Genomic DNA, 13,544 nt, shown 5'->3' with positions numbered 1-13,544 from the left:
TTATTGCTCCATTAAGCAGTGAGATCGTCAAAATCGTTTTGTGGGTTTACATCCAGTGCAGGACGTTTATCGTTTTCAGGCGCGACAGTAGGTTTACCGTCAGCACGTGTAATAAGGGCTTCAACTTTGGTCCATTGGCGTGGGCCAATAACTTCAGCTTTTTTGAGTTTTTCAGCTGTCGTTGGACTAATTAATTTGAGGTCGTACATTTCCTCGGTTTTGAGGCGCATGCTCTTAAGCATTGCTTCTGCATCTTCAGGATTTGCCCAGGTGCGTGCACCTTGGCGACCTGCTACAAGCTTGAAGCCTTGAATCTGTTCACCCGCATGTAGCTTTTGGTGAACTGCTGAATCAATGGCTTTGATCCATGATTCAAGAAGGGGAATCGCTGCGTACAACTGACCAAGCTTGTCATTTTCATGGTTCGCAACTTGAGCTGTGGTCTGTGCAATATCCGCTTGCAAGTCAACTTGTGTTAGATCGTCAAAGTCGCCTAAAACAGTTTGCAAGTTGTGCTTCGCAAGGGCTTCGCATTTCGCTTTGGCTTTACACCACTGGCATTGCTTCTCGCCCGGATTGAAGGACCCTTCAAAATCAGCAATCGCACCGCCATCACCTTCATCCAATCCGACTTCTAAACAACGGATGTATTCAGCGGATGTTTTTGCTTCTTGGGCAAATGCTTCAAGTTCTTCGATTGTGCAAACTGCTTCTGACATATAGCCTAAGCGTGGTTGGTGGATGACCATTCGGACCTGCTTGTATTCACCGATCAAACCGAACTCATTTAATGCGCCCAATCCGTACAGCTTTAATTGCTCATTGTTTTCTGCGTCGACTTTTACACCACGACCATATTTCAGGTCGTGGATCTGAATCTCATCAGCAGTTAAAACAACAGCGTCACTTGTACCGAACGCGTTTTCCGAATTGATGTAGTTAGAGAACTCCACACGTTGTTCAACTAACAGTTCATTGCCTTCGGCCTGTGAGCGAACACCATCAAGATAAACCTGTACGTTCTCTGTCATTTCCAGATCAACAGTAAAGTAAGAACTCAGCTTCACTTGCTCGTCTAAATCGCTCCAATGCGCTGCACCGTCTTTGATATAGATTTGACGGTTCAGAAAATCAGTAGCATTCTTGCCTTGCTCTAAACTTTCTGATGCAAGGAAATGTGCCGCTGTACCTAAATCCGCATGCTCAGATGTAGAGTCAGGAATATCTTTTTCTAAGATTATGCTGCCCGCACAATGCATCCAACGATGGGCAGCAGATGGGCTTAACTTAGCGTGTGAAGTCATGGCGAATCCCTAGTAGCTAATTGCAGCGCAATAGATGATCAGCGCGCCAAAAATACTGAATGCGGCAATCGCAATTAGCTTTTCGCGCTGGGTTAATTCTTCTGGTTGTGCGAAATCGTCAGCGTTTAAGCGCTTGTCAACAATCTCATCGAAACGTCCTTTTTTCATGCTGCGTATCCTTCAACTAATTGAATTGTTTTCGCATAATCTGTCTCATTAATTTCAGACATATTTGTTGCACCAACTTGCGCTAGAACTGAGGCAATGGCATCGCGGCCGTGTACTTTGCTTAGACCGATAAGCGCCTTTTTCACATCGTCTTTTGTGACAGCAGTGGTAGCCTCTGTTTCTTCCGCTTTGGTTTCAGTAGTTGCGGTTTCTTCAACGTTTGCAGCTTCGGCAACTTTTTCAGCGGATTCATCAGCTGCTTTTTGTGCTTCGACTGCGGCATCGGTTTTTTTGGCAGAAGTCTTTTCAGTCTCCGCATTCTTAACTTCAGGGTTAGAATTTTTTCCTGCGTATTCATCAAGGTTGAATACAAACTTTTCTAAGGCAGCGACAGTTGAAATGATCTGTGCGGGTTGCGTTACGCCTGCACTGATTAGTGCAGCACATGTTTGTTGGCGGAAATCTGGCATTGCGATTGTCATAACTTTATCCTTCTTTTGTTGCGTTTGGCTCAACATATAGATAAGTTAAACGCAACCTTTAGTTGCGTCAAGCGCAATTTTTAATAAATATGCATAAAAAAACCTGCTTTGATAGCAGGCTTTTGATTTTTATAAAATTATATTTTTAATTAGGTCTTGAGCGTCTTTTTACTTTGTATGTTCTTCTGAAAGAGTCAACAACTTGACCAACAAAATGGCAATCCTCATCAAGTGGAATGATATTGGGTTGGAAATTTGGATTGAGTGCTTGTAGGTATCTATTTCCGTTAGATTCAATGACCAACTTTTTAAAAGTCGCATCATTACCTTTACGCACTACGATTAGATCTCCTGAAATCATGTCGGAATACCAAACGGTTGGGTCGACCAGGATATAGTCGCCTTCAAAAAAGTCGGGTTCGTTACTAACTCCTTTTACTTTTAGATAAAAGCAATCATCGCATGGGTCTTCAGGAGCGGGCATCCATTCCGTAACCTCTGTTAAATCAACAGCCTGAACATTAGTAAAAGTTCCTGCTTGCACCCAAGTCAACACTGGTAGCAAGTTGTTTCTTTTTAAATGTGCCACGTTATTTTCGAGCTTTGTTTCAGCAGTTTTGAATAACTCTGAGACAGTAGTACCAAAGGCACGTGCAATTTTTTCAAGCGTTGGGAAATCGGGGTACTGCTTGCCAGATTCGTATCTTGATACGTTGCCTTTATCGACTTCAATCATTTCGGCAAGTGTTTGTTGACTCATCTTCTTAGCACTACGCAATTGTTTAATTGCATTTCCTAGTTCGGCTTTCATAACGTGTCTCAGTTTGCAAATTTTGCATTATTGAGAAATTTTATCGTTAATATTGCGTCAAACGCAATGAATTTATGCGCAACATGTATTGCTAATTAGTTGCGTTTAATGCAACATAAGTGCAGTTATTAGTAAAAAATAAGGCGAAAACGATGACACCACTTCGTCGCATTAGAGAAATTCATAAGTATTCACTGGCAGAGGTTGCTGCTGCGGTTTCATCTGATGCAGGGAACCTTTCACGGATTGAAAGCGGCGCACAACGTCCTTCATTGGAATTGGCTGAGAAGCTGGCCCAATTCTTCAACGGTGAAATTAACGAAATGCAACTGCTTTACCCTGAGCGCTTTGATGTAGCAGCTCCTAAAGAGTTCGATGATTTATCCGAATCTAAAGGAGCAACCGCATGAAAAAGCGCGACATTCTTTTAGCAAAAATCGACGGGGCTTCGCTAAAGAAAGCCCGTTCTTTGCATAAACCGCATTGCCCTAAAAATGGTGCTCGGTACCTGTCTTTTGGTGTCGGGCATTGTTCTGGCTGCATTAAAGGGAGGGCTTAGGGATGAGTACGATTGGTTATTTTCAAAAGTTCGGTCTGACTGGTGCAAAATACGCTTTAGCAAACATACCCGATAAAACAGCAACTCATCTTGGTGTTGTGATCGACGATGAACCTACTTATTACTCTTTGGATTTTGGTAGCTATTGGGATAATTCTGATTGGCAAGATAGCGATTTCAGAACCGAGGCTGAATTATCTGAAGCGTATAAGGACGGTTGGTGTGTAGACCTTTCTAAACTGAAACGATTAGTTGAGAGTATGGATTTAATACACTCTAATGGTGGTTGGAACGGAACAAAAAACACTATAACACTATTTCAGTCTAGCCTAGATCTTGGTTTGTACCATGGAGTAGATGGGGTTGATGCTGAAAAAGAAATTCCAAGGTTAAAGCAAGCCGTCGCGGACTATAGAGCTATCTATGCTGATGGGGGTGCCGAGTGAGCTATTTTAAGGAACACGGCAAGAACCTCTTAGCCAATCATTACATGATCATTCCTATCAAGCAGGGCATGAAACGCCCTGTGATGGACGAATGGCAGAATGTACGGCTCACCGCTATTGATGTGCCTAAGTATGCAAATCAAGGCGTGGGCATCCTGACGGGTCAAGGGCCTTTCCCTATCTGTGCGGTTGATATCGACGTGACTGATGCAGAGCTGGCAGATAAATTTGCGGATTGGTGTCGGGATAATCTTGGGCTGAGCTGTGAACGGATAGGACGGGCACCAAAGATTTTGCTTGTGTATAGAGCAGAGGAACCGAATTGGGGAAAATCAACCTCTGCATGGTTTGCAGACCCTACAGAAGTTGATAAACCTTTTAAACAAATACAAAAGCAGCGTATCGAAATGTTAGGCCGTGGTCAACAATTCGTCGCATATCACGTGCATCCAGATACAAAACAACCGTATGAATGGGTAGATTTCTTTGGGGGCATTTCAGAATTTGCCGCTAATTCATTGCCTGTTATTACCAAAGAGCAAGTTGCTGAAGCCGTTCAGGTGTTTGAACGTATGGCTGAAGAACATGGATTGATGCGCGTTAAAAATAGCAAGTCACGAGTGGGCGCATTGACGTCTAGCGAATTGGATGATGACGAAGAATTTCTAAACAATATAACTGCGACTATCGGATGGTCGCTTGACGATGCAAAAAAATATTTAGGTTATATCGACAATGAAGATTTTGAAACTTGGGTTCGTGTGGGCATGTCTTTGCATCACGAGTTCAGTGCCAGTGATGATGCTTTGCAGCTTTGGAACGACTGGGCAGCAACAGCAAGCAATTATTCTTCGTTTGAAGACCACGAATATAGATGGGGGACCTTTGAGCAAACAGGTTCAAATATCATCACAGCGCATTGGCTACTCAAAGTTGGGCGCGAATCAAAGCAAGAAAAGATTCGTTTAGAAAAGCGAAAAGTTCTCGCTGATATAAAAAACAAGATCACCGAATGCCAAGAGACACAAGAGCTTTTGCAAGTTGTGGCCAAAGAAGCGGGCAAGGTTGCGGGCACTGATGTGGCCCTTCGTGTTGAACTTTCTGGCCTATTACAGCAACGATTCAAGCAATTATCAAAAGTCTCTATCACACAACGCGAAATCAATATCGCTATGGGTGGCAAGAAGGTGCAAATCGCACTGGATGATGCTCAAAAGCGCCCGATGACTGAGTTCGGGAATGCTTCAAGAATGCTTGATGCCTATGGCACTGAGATTATGTATGTAGCAGAAACAAGTTGTTGGTATCGGTGGAATAGCGTTTATTGGGAACCATGTGTGAACATGGTTGTCGAGCAATACGCAAAGCAAACTGTTTTAGCCTTAGGTGATGAAGCTAAAAAGATCGATGACGATGCCCAGCGTGCTGAGTTCTACCAATTCTGTGCTGCAAGTCAAAAGGCATTCATGGTTAAAAACATGGTGTCACTTGCTCAGTCAGATCCGCGTGTGCTTGTACCATTCAACGAGTTGGATAGCGATATTTATCTGCTTGGTTGTGCCAACGGTGCTGTCGATTTACGCACGGGCGATTTGGTCAAACCTAATCAGGATTTGCTGATTACCAATAGCACAGGGGTTGAATACAGCCATAAAGCGAAATGCCCATTATTCGAAGCAACTGTACTTGATGCTTTCTTTGGTGATCAAGAGATGGCAGATTTTTTCCGCCGGTTGATGGGTTACTCAATTCTAGGCAATCCAAAAGAAAACTTGATGATCATCCCGTTTGGTGATGGCTCTAATGGCAAATCCACCATCCTTACAACCATTTTCAAGGCGCTTGGCGATTATGCCAAGACAACCCCAGCCGAAACGTTTTTAGGTGCAGGTAAGAGCAGCGCAGGAGGTGCACGTGAAGATTTGCTTCGTTTACGTGGTTCGCGCTTTGTCTATGTGAATGAGCCTGAAGAAAACCAAGAGTTAAAAGAGGGTCTAGTTAAGTCCTTGACAGGTGGCGAATCGGTCACGGCACGTGGTCTTTATGCCAAGGGTTCAGTTGAGTTCAAACCAACGTGGACCACGATCATGCCAACAAACCACAAACCAATCATCAAAGGCGGTGACCATGGTATCTGGCGTCGATTAATGATGGTGCCCTTTGAGCGCAACTATGACGCTGACAAGACCTTAATCAAAGACACGAATAGATCAGAAAAGCTCTTGGCCGAGATTGAAGGCGTTTTGGCTTGGTTGGTGCGTGGTGCGCTTGAATATCAGCAGGAGGGATTGAGGGAACCTGGCAAAACTAAAGCTGCACGTGATGAATATAAAGAAGATATGGACCTGCTTGGTGACTGGATTCGTGAATGCTGCGAAGAAGGTGATTTTACAGAATCTTCTCAAAATCTTTGGGTGAGTTGGGAACAATTCGCAAAAGCGCGAAACGAAATTAGATACATCCCTACGGCTAAATCACTTAGTCGTCGTTTAAACAGTAAATATCAAAGCTATCGGTCAAACGGCATTAAACGCTTTACAGGAATCCGTGTGCATGTTTCCGCAGAATTTGCGGATTTGGATGCACCTAACAATTAGGTTTATGGGTTGAACACGTAGCTTTTTGCTTATTCGCATTATTTTACGTGTTTGTGGGGATAGGGGGCAGTGCTATTAGTGCTATTACGAGGCTATTTCTATAAAACTTCTATTTATATATATAGGACTTTTATAAAAAACAGAAAGAAATAGCACTAATAGCACTGCCAAAGACAAAAACGAAAAATTTTAACAGTTTGGCAGGAGGGCGACATGCCTGTATTAGCGTTTCTTCCGCAGTACGTGGTGAAAGACAAGGTAAAACGTTGCTCTACGCCAAAAGTATCTGAGGATGATGTGAAAAACATTCGAGAATTACATAAATCGGGCCTTTCTTTGCGTCAGCTTGGACACAAGTATGACATATCACACGAAATGGCTAGACGTATTTGCAATGGGTATTGCTATAAGGAGGTTATCTGATGGCTTTACGCGGAAAACAAAAGATATTTGTGCATGAATACCTAAAAGATTTAAACGCAACGCAAGCTGCAATTCGCGCAGGGTATTCTGCAAGAACTGCGGGTTCAATTGGCGACGAGAACCTAAAAAAACCTGAAATACAAAAAGCCATTACTGAAGCCCAAAATGCACGTATCAAACGATTGGATGTTGATGCGGATTACGTTCTAAATCGCTTAGTGCAAATTGATCAAATGGATGTGATTGACATCATGAATGATGACCTTTCACTAAAACCAATTAGCACTTGGCCCCCTATCTGGCGTCAGTACATTTCAGGTTTAGACAACATGGAGGAATTTGACGGACGTGGTGAAGATCGTTCGCTCATTGGTTACCTGCGCAAAATCAAATGGCCAGACAAAGTAAAAAACCTTGAGCTACTTGGCAAACATATCTCAATCGGGGCGTTTAAGGAGAAATTAGAACTTGGTAATGACCCGGACAATCCACTGACAGATCCAAAGGCAGCAAGCAAAAAACTATCAGCTTTGGCCAAGTTGCTAAAAGCGAATAAGGAGAAGAACGATGCGTGAACACTTTGAGCAATCAATTAAGAACATGCCAAGCTCTTTGCACATATCAATTTTGAGCTTTGCTTTGAAAACAATGAATTACGCGCCTGAGTTGGAGCAATGCGCGTGCTGTAAGGCAGGTGAACAATGACCGCATATATCATAGAGCGTTACGAGATTTTTCATTTGTTGTTTTTATGGGGTTGGGTGTTTTATGCGTTTGGTTGTGTTATTGGGATCGGATTTCTTATTGGGCTAGATGACCACGATGAATACAAAGGGCAAAAGCGTTACTACGGGATCATGTTAATTGCGGCTTTATTCATCATTGGGCTAATTGGAACAATCTTTTTGCCATCGCCAGAATTGGTGAAAGGTTGGTTTCAATGAAGACATATTTAATCTACTGCACCTATGTTTGCTTTGTGCTTTCACTCAGCGTAATAAGATTTCGCGCAAGAGAGTTCAAAACCAAGCATGGCATTGAGGGATGGCTCTCTTACTATTTTGCATGTGTGTCAGGCTCGGTTGTCGTTATGGCGATTGTGATCAATTGGATCAAGGGGCATTTCTAATGACGATAAACGCCGATGATCAGATTCTTGCATTGCTTGCAGATATGAGCGAACAGCAGATTGAGCAATATTTGTTGTCGCTTGATGATGATGAGCAAGCGGAAATTAGCAAGCTGATTGCTAATGCGCCCGTGTGGTTTCCGCTTGAAGGACCACAACTGGCAGCATATTTGTCTCAAGCTGACGTGATCGGCTACGGCGGTGCAGCGGGTGGCGGCAAGACAGATTTGATCGTTGGATCATCGCTCAATATCCATAAGCGTGTGCTTGTTGTACGGCGTGAAAAAGCACAGACAGACGGCATTGTGCAGCGCACAGAGGAAATTCTAGGCCACAAGAATGGCTACAACTCGCAAAAGTCCTTCTGGAATCTTGGAAACGGCAAACTGATTGAGTTTGGCGGCTTAGACAATCTGGGGGATGAGAAGCGTTGGCAAGGTCGTGCACATGACTTAAAAGCACTGGACGAAGCAACTGAGATTCGCGAATCACAAGCACGATTCGTGATGGGGTGGAACCGTTCATCAGATCCTAATGTGAAATCCAAAGTGCTAATGACCTTTAACCCACCAACAACCGCAGAGGGCAGATGGGTCATTGATTACTTTGCACCATGGATTAAAAAGGGATATCCAAACCCAGCTGCACCAGGCGAATTACGTTGGTTTGCAATGGTGAAAGGCAAAGAACAGGAAGTTGATAGCAATAAGCCATTTGTGCTTATCGATGACCAAATTGTCTACGACTTCAACCAAGATGACTACAAACCTGAGCACATCATCAAACCTAAATCACGCACGTTCATTCCTGCACGTGTGACAGATAACAAGTACTACATGGAAACGGGCTACATGAGTACATTGCAATCCTTGCCTGAACCTTTGAGGTCACAAATGCTATACGGCGATTTCGGTGCAGGTATTGAGGATGATCCTTGGCAAGTTATACCAACAGAATGGGTTGAAGCAGCACAAGCACGTTGGAAGCCTGAAGATGAGATGCGCATCTTGTACAAGGGCGATTTTCCTATGGATTCTTATGGTCTGGACGTTGCACGCGGCGGCAAGGACAGTACTATCGGCTATGCACGGCATGGGCATTGGTATAACAGAGCGAATGTACTTGAAGGAATCATGTCAAAAGATGGTCCTGCATCTGCATCCTTCGCAGTGGGTCATGTGCGTGATGAAGCGCCCATCCATGTTGACGTGATTGGTGTGGGTGCAAGTACGTACGATTTCCTTAAGCAATCGGGTTTGCATGTAATTCCTGTTGATGTACGCCAATCCGCAACAGCGTTTGACCGATCTAATCAACTCACTTTCCACAACATGCGCACGCAACTTTGGTGGCAGCTACGAGAATCATTAGATCCTGCCTACAACAGCATTGTCGCATTGCCTCCTGAACCTGAGTTGCTTGCAGATTTAACAGCCCCACGTTGGTCTCTGCAAGGCAAGAATATTCAAGTCGAATCACGTGAAGACATTATCAAACGCCTAGGCCGAAGCCCCGATTATGGATCTGCAATTATCAATGCGCAGATTGATACGCCAAAGCGCAAAGTGTTACAGGCGATTTATGGCAATAACTCGCGGCGCAATTATGACCCTTATGCGTAGTGTCAACAGGAAACAAGGCATTCAGATATTTGCAAAAGCATAATGGCTAAATGCAATAGACATGTGGAGAAATGCAATGTGCAGCAGCAACATTACCGATGTGATGTTCGGTGGAAACAGCGTTTTAGATAAAACAGCAAAGATTTTTGGTGTAGCACCTAAAAAGGCAAAGGTAGAAGCGCCGCCCCCAACACCAGTACGCCAAGATTCTAAAACGCCTGATGCATCTGCAACGATTGACCGTATGCAGCAATCACAGAATTCGATGTCAGGCGGCATTGCAAATACGCTTTACACAGATCCTGAAGGTGTGAGCGATGAAGATTTGCGCTTAGGTAAAAAAACTCTATTAGGTCGCTAATATGAACGAAGATGCAATCAGAAAGCTAAAAAAGCGTTTTGATAAGATTTGGCAAACACGTGTCAATGACATGGACGACTATTGTGCTGAGATTGCATTGCACGTTTTGCCTGTCGCAATTAAAACAATTAAAAACCAAGAAAAGCACGATCGTTCTGCATGGCGAAAGATTGTAGATAACACAGGCAAAAACTCTTTGAAAGTTCTTGCAGCAGGGATGTTGTCTGGTACATGTTCACCAAGCCGACCATGGTTTGTTATTGAAGCGTCTGACCCTGAACTTAAAAAAGACACCATGGTCAAGCAATGGCTGAAAGAGTTGCAAGATATTTGCTATTCAACATTTGCAAAAAGCAACGTCTACAGAACAGTTCACAATTGTTATCTGCAGGAAGGTGCATTCGGCACTTGTGCTGCTCTCGCACCAAGATCTGAAGATGCTCAATTGATGGACCTTATTCCCATGTCCTTTGGTGAGTACGCAATCACAGTTGATGCATTCAATAAACCAAACGGGATATATCGCAAGTTCAAATTGACTGTAGAAAATATGATTGCGTTTTTTGGTGAAGAAAACGTATCTGATCAAGTCAAATCAGCCTATGAAAATGAAAATATTGAGCAAGAATTTGTTGTGCATCATGCGATTTATCAACGTATAGGAGCACAGGGATTCGGTGCAAAAAACATGAAATACGCATCGATCTACTATGAAGCAAATTCACAAGACAAATTGCTACGTGAAAGCGGATTACACAGCTTTGAGGTTATTTGCGGACGTTGGACAGTATCAAGCAGTGATGTATACGGCGAATCGCCAGCAACAGATTGCTTTGGAGATATGCGTGCATTGCAGAAAGCGCATCAGCAATTCGCAAAGGGCGTTGATTATCAAGTCAATCCACCAGTGTTGTTGCCTGAATATCTTAAGGGACAAGAAAAAGAGACGTTGCCCAATGGCATTGCGTTCTATTCGCCAAATCCAATGAACAACGTGGCACAAGTTCAACCGATGTTAAATGTGCAGTTTGCAGTAGACGGTGTGTTTACTGAGATTCGGCAATCACAAGAACGTGTAAAACAAGCATTTTTCACAGATTTGTTTTTAATGCTCGATGCATACGATCAAGGCAAGATGACTGCAACAGAAGTGTATGAGCGTAAATCAGAAAAAATGCTCATGCTTGGACCAGTGGTTGAACGTCAGATCGATGAACTATTGCGACCATTAGTAGAAATCTGCGTGATGCGAGTGTTAGACACTACGCCATATTTGCGTGAAACAGCGCCTGAAGCAATTCAAAACTCTGAAATTAAAATCGAGTTTGTATCAATTTTAGCCTTGGCGCAACGTGCTACTGGTGCATCCAATCTGCAACAGATGCTTGCAATGGTGGGACAAATTGCTCAAGTCGATCCGCAAGTTCTCGACAAGTTTGATACTGACAAATTCCTTGATGAGTATGCAGACACTATTGGTGCTTCACCAATGATTTTCCGAGATAAGAAAGCGGTCGAACAAATCCGAGCGCAAAGAGCGCAACAGCAACAAGCACAGATGCAGCAACAAGCGCAGATGCAGCAATCTGCAATTAACAAGCAGCAAGCTGAAGCGATCCAAACTGCTAGCCAAGTAGACCCGAACACACTTGCTAATGCTGCATTAGAAGGAGGGTTGATTGATGCCTAAAACACAATACGAGCTTGACCAAGAACAGGAAGCGAACGACCTGAAAGAGGTTTTAAAAACCACTCATGGAAAACGCTTACTGATGCGTTTAATCAATCGTTCAGGGATTCATCAGCCCACATATGCAAGCGGTTCACAACCTACAGATTTTGCATTTCTGGAAGGTCGTAGGGAGTTTGGGCTATTTCTACTTGCTGAAGTCACTAAGGTCAGCACAGATGCATGGTTAGACATGCAAAAAGAACATTTTAAACAAACCAATTTGAACAATGAAAAGGTGAAACATGAGCGAGAACAACAACGCGCCATCAACAGCAACGACTGATACAACGGCAGCGACACCAACAACAAACAATGCTACAGGAACACCTGCAGCAACTCCTACCACTGAACAACCAGGCACCACACCTGCTGCTGCACCAACAACTGATGGTACAGGTCAACCAGCATTAGAAGTGCTATTGGGGGGTGATCAACCAGCCACAGATGATCAACCAATTGCATATACAGATTTCACAATGCCTGAAGGTTATGAGCTTCACGGCGATGATGCAAAAGTGCTTCAGGAGTTAGGGCAAGAGTTCAAAATGCCGCAAGAAGCAGTGCAAAAGCTTGTTGATTTAGGCGTACAGCTTCAACAAAGACAAGCAGTTCAACAACAGCAAATGGTCAAATCATGGATTGATGCGGCGCGTGCAGATACCGAATACGGCGGCGAGAAACTGCAACAAAGCCTGTTGACAGCGCAAAAGGCTTTCACCTTACCGCGTGGGGAGAAAATCTCTAAGATTCTATATAACAGCGGACTTGGCAATCATCCTGATGTAATTGGGTTTATGACCGAAGTGGGCAAGTTGCTACAACCTGACAACATTATTACAGGTAAAGGCAATAACACTTCAACACCAAGTCTAGGACAACTATGGTACGGCGATAATAACTAGCAGAGGGCTTAATATGTCTTTAGTCGCACAATTACAACCTACGCTCATGGATCTAGCTGCGCGCTACGGACAGACGCCCGAAAGTGCAGTTATCGAGATTCTAGCTGCAAGCAATGAATTGCTTGACGATATGGTGTGGGTTGAAGCCAACGATGGCACAGGTCACAAAACAACAATCCGTACAGGCTTACCAAAAGGCGCTTGGCGATTACTCAACTACGGTGTGCCTGCAGAGAAATCAGCAACAGCAGCGGTACGTGATACTTGCGGATTGCTCGAATCATATTCAGAAGTTGATAAGCAACTTTATGATATGGAGCAAAATCCGCAAGAATGGCGTGCAAGTGAAGATGCAGCATTTGTTGAGGGTATGTCGCAAACAATGGGTGAAACACTCATCTATGGTAATGCACGCGATACCCCTGCGGCGTTTACCGGTTTCGCACCTCGTTTCAATGATATTGCACAAACCAACCCTGCGAATAAGCGCAATATTCTTGACGCAGGTGGCACAGGCAATAACAACACTTCAATTTGGTTTGTGGTTTGGCATAAAGATACTGTACACGGTATTTACCCACGCGGTACCAAAGCTGGTTTGCAAATCCGTAATTTAGGTGAAACAACCAAAGAATCAGGCGGATTAATGTATCAAGTTTTGCGCTCACACTTTGTTTGGAATGCGGGTGTAACAGTTCGCGATTGGCGTGCAGTTGTTCGTATCGCAAATATCGATGTAACTGCATTAACCAAAGATGCAAGTGCAGGTGCAGACTTGTTTGACTTACTGGCGCAAGCGGCTGAATTGTTGCCACGTAAGACCAGCGGTCGAATCGCAATCTATGCAAACCGCACTATTTCACAATTCTTGCGTCGTCAAAGTGTGAACAATAAAAATGTTCGAATCACTGTTGAAGAACAAGGCGGGCGTAGCGTAACCAAGTTTGATGGCATGCCAATTCGTCGTGTTGATGCGTTACTCAACACAGAATCACGTGTGGTTTAAGG

Annotated in this window: 16 protein-coding genes; 12 read left to right on the top strand and 4 right to left on the bottom strand. The window is 43.8% G+C overall.

The genetic code is table 11. The features are described from left to right. Positions 1-11: 11 nt before the first annotated feature. From F902_RS13180 to F902_RS13170, 4 genes are all read right to left on the bottom strand, one after another. Positions 12-1,304 (bottom strand): DUF2800 domain-containing protein, encoded by a 1,293-nt coding sequence (locus tag F902_RS13180; RefSeq protein ID WP_005204154.1) that lies wholly within the window; start codon positions 1,302-1,304, stop codon positions 12-14. A 9-nt stretch (positions 1,305-1,313) separates the two neighbouring features. Continuing rightward, the gene (locus F902_RS22675; protein ID WP_005204153.1) at positions 1,314-1,472 is read right to left on the bottom strand and encodes a hypothetical protein; all 159 of its coding nucleotides are present in this window, start codon (positions 1,470-1,472) and stop codon (positions 1,314-1,316) included. Continuing rightward, positions 1,469-1,954, bottom strand: coding sequence for a hypothetical protein (locus tag F902_RS13175; RefSeq protein WP_005204152.1), 486 nt, complete (start codon positions 1,952-1,954; stop codon positions 1,469-1,471). Before F902_RS13175 ends, F902_RS22675 begins: the two co-directional genes overlap by 4 nt. 145 nt (positions 1,955-2,099) lie before the next feature. After that, entirely contained in the window at positions 2,100-2,765 is a 666-nt protein-coding gene (locus tag F902_RS13170) for a LexA family protein (RefSeq protein WP_005204151.1), read from the bottom strand. Positions 2,766-2,917: 152 nt separating this feature from the next. On the opposite strand from F902_RS13170, the gene F902_RS13165 reads away from it, so the two are divergent. The 12 genes from F902_RS13165 to F902_RS13110 all read left to right on the top strand — a co-directional run bounded on the left by F902_RS13165 (position 2,918) and on the right by F902_RS13110 (position 13,542). Beyond that, a complete protein-coding gene (locus tag F902_RS13165) occupies positions 2,918-3,175 on the top strand; it encodes a helix-turn-helix domain-containing protein (RefSeq protein ID WP_005204150.1) in 258 nt (85 codons plus the stop codon). 151 nt (positions 3,176-3,326) lie between these two features. Next, positions 3,327-3,770 carry a hypothetical protein gene (locus tag F902_RS13160; RefSeq protein ID WP_005204145.1) on the top strand — a complete coding sequence of 148 codons (444 nt, stop codon included), beginning with the start codon at positions 3,327-3,329 and terminating at the stop codon, positions 3,768-3,770. After that, the gene (locus F902_RS13155) at positions 3,767-6,367 is read left to right on the top strand and encodes a phage/plasmid primase, P4 family (protein ID WP_026057462.1); all 2,601 of its coding nucleotides are present in this window, start codon (positions 3,767-3,769) and stop codon (positions 6,365-6,367) included. Before F902_RS13160 ends, F902_RS13155 begins: the two co-directional genes overlap by 4 nt. A 213-nt stretch (positions 6,368-6,580) precedes the next feature. Then, complete coding sequence (locus F902_RS23060; protein WP_005204142.1) at positions 6,581-6,790, top strand: hypothetical protein; 210 nt, start codon at positions 6,581-6,583, stop codon at positions 6,788-6,790. Beyond that, the gene (locus tag F902_RS13145; RefSeq protein WP_005204140.1) at positions 6,790-7,365 is read left to right on the top strand and encodes a terminase small subunit; all 576 of its coding nucleotides are present in this window, start codon (positions 6,790-6,792) and stop codon (positions 7,363-7,365) included. Before F902_RS23060 ends, F902_RS13145 begins: the two co-directional genes overlap by 1 nt. A 126-nt stretch (positions 7,366-7,491) precedes the next feature. Beyond that, a complete protein-coding gene (locus F902_RS13140; RefSeq protein WP_005204139.1) occupies positions 7,492-7,734 on the top strand; it encodes a hypothetical protein in 243 nt (80 codons plus the stop codon). Positions 7,735-7,918: 184 nt separating this feature from the next. Continuing rightward, complete coding sequence (locus F902_RS13135; RefSeq protein WP_005204138.1) at positions 7,919-9,541, top strand: hypothetical protein; 1,623 nt, start codon at positions 7,919-7,921, stop codon at positions 9,539-9,541. 76 nt (positions 9,542-9,617) lie between these two features. Continuing rightward, positions 9,618-9,902, top strand: coding sequence for a hypothetical protein (locus tag F902_RS13130; protein WP_005204137.1), 285 nt, complete (start codon positions 9,618-9,620; stop codon positions 9,900-9,902). Position 9,903: 1 nt separating this feature from the next. Beyond that, positions 9,904-11,592 (top strand): portal protein, encoded by a 1,689-nt coding sequence (locus F902_RS13125; protein ID WP_005204136.1) that lies wholly within the window; start codon positions 9,904-9,906, stop codon positions 11,590-11,592. Continuing rightward, complete coding sequence (locus tag F902_RS13120; protein WP_005204135.1) at positions 11,585-11,917, top strand: Bbp19 family protein; 333 nt, start codon at positions 11,585-11,587, stop codon at positions 11,915-11,917. Before F902_RS13125 ends, F902_RS13120 begins: the two co-directional genes overlap by 8 nt. Then, positions 11,877-12,536: a hypothetical protein gene (locus F902_RS13115; protein WP_005204133.1), complete on the top strand. Its 660-nt coding sequence runs from the start codon at positions 11,877-11,879 to the stop codon at positions 12,534-12,536. Before F902_RS13120 ends, F902_RS13115 begins: the two co-directional genes overlap by 41 nt. 13 nt (positions 12,537-12,549) lie before the next feature. Beyond that, a complete protein-coding gene (locus F902_RS13110; RefSeq protein WP_005204131.1) occupies positions 12,550-13,542 on the top strand; it encodes a major capsid protein in 993 nt (330 codons plus the stop codon). Positions 13,543-13,544: the final 2 nt, after the last annotated feature.

This window comes from Acinetobacter higginsii (assembly GCF_000369525.1).
Classification (GTDB): Bacteria; Pseudomonadota; Gammaproteobacteria; order Pseudomonadales; family Moraxellaceae; genus Acinetobacter; species Acinetobacter higginsii.
This window is presented reverse-complemented; position numbering and strand designations above follow the sequence as displayed.

Coding starts and splice junctions, on each gene's coding strand:
- F902_RS13125 (WP_005204136.1), top strand. CDS start 9,904: ATGAACGAAGATGCAATCAGAAAGCTAAAAAAGCGTTTTGATAAGATT.
- F902_RS13120 (WP_005204135.1), top strand. CDS start 11,585: ATGCCTAAAACACAATACGAGCTTGACCAAGAACAGGAAGCGAACGAC.
- F902_RS13140 (WP_005204139.1), top strand. CDS start 7,492: ATGACCGCATATATCATAGAGCGTTACGAGATTTTTCATTTGTTGTTT.
- F902_RS13130 (WP_005204137.1), top strand. CDS start 9,618: ATGTGCAGCAGCAACATTACCGATGTGATGTTCGGTGGAAACAGCGTT.
- F902_RS13135 (WP_005204138.1), top strand. CDS start 7,919: ATGACGATAAACGCCGATGATCAGATTCTTGCATTGCTTGCAGATATG.
- F902_RS13160 (WP_005204145.1), top strand. CDS start 3,327: ATGAGTACGATTGGTTATTTTCAAAAGTTCGGTCTGACTGGTGCAAAA.
- F902_RS13145 (WP_005204140.1), top strand. CDS start 6,790: ATGGCTTTACGCGGAAAACAAAAGATATTTGTGCATGAATACCTAAAA.
- F902_RS13165 (WP_005204150.1), top strand. CDS start 2,918: ATGACACCACTTCGTCGCATTAGAGAAATTCATAAGTATTCACTGGCA.
- F902_RS13110 (WP_005204131.1), top strand. CDS start 12,550: ATGTCTTTAGTCGCACAATTACAACCTACGCTCATGGATCTAGCTGCG.
- F902_RS13170 (WP_005204151.1), bottom strand. CDS start 2,765: ATGAAAGCCGAACTAGGAAATGCAATTAAACAATTGCGTAGTGCTAAG.
- F902_RS13180 (WP_005204154.1), bottom strand. CDS start 1,304: ATGACTTCACACGCTAAGTTAAGCCCATCTGCTGCCCATCGTTGGATG.
- F902_RS22675 (WP_005204153.1), bottom strand. CDS start 1,472: ATGAAAAAAGGACGTTTCGATGAGATTGTTGACAAGCGCTTAAACGCT.
- F902_RS23060 (WP_005204142.1), top strand. CDS start 6,581: ATGCCTGTATTAGCGTTTCTTCCGCAGTACGTGGTGAAAGACAAGGTA.
- F902_RS13115 (WP_005204133.1), top strand. CDS start 11,877: ATGAGCGAGAACAACAACGCGCCATCAACAGCAACGACTGATACAACG.
- F902_RS13175 (WP_005204152.1), bottom strand. CDS start 1,954: ATGACAATCGCAATGCCAGATTTCCGCCAACAAACATGTGCTGCACTA.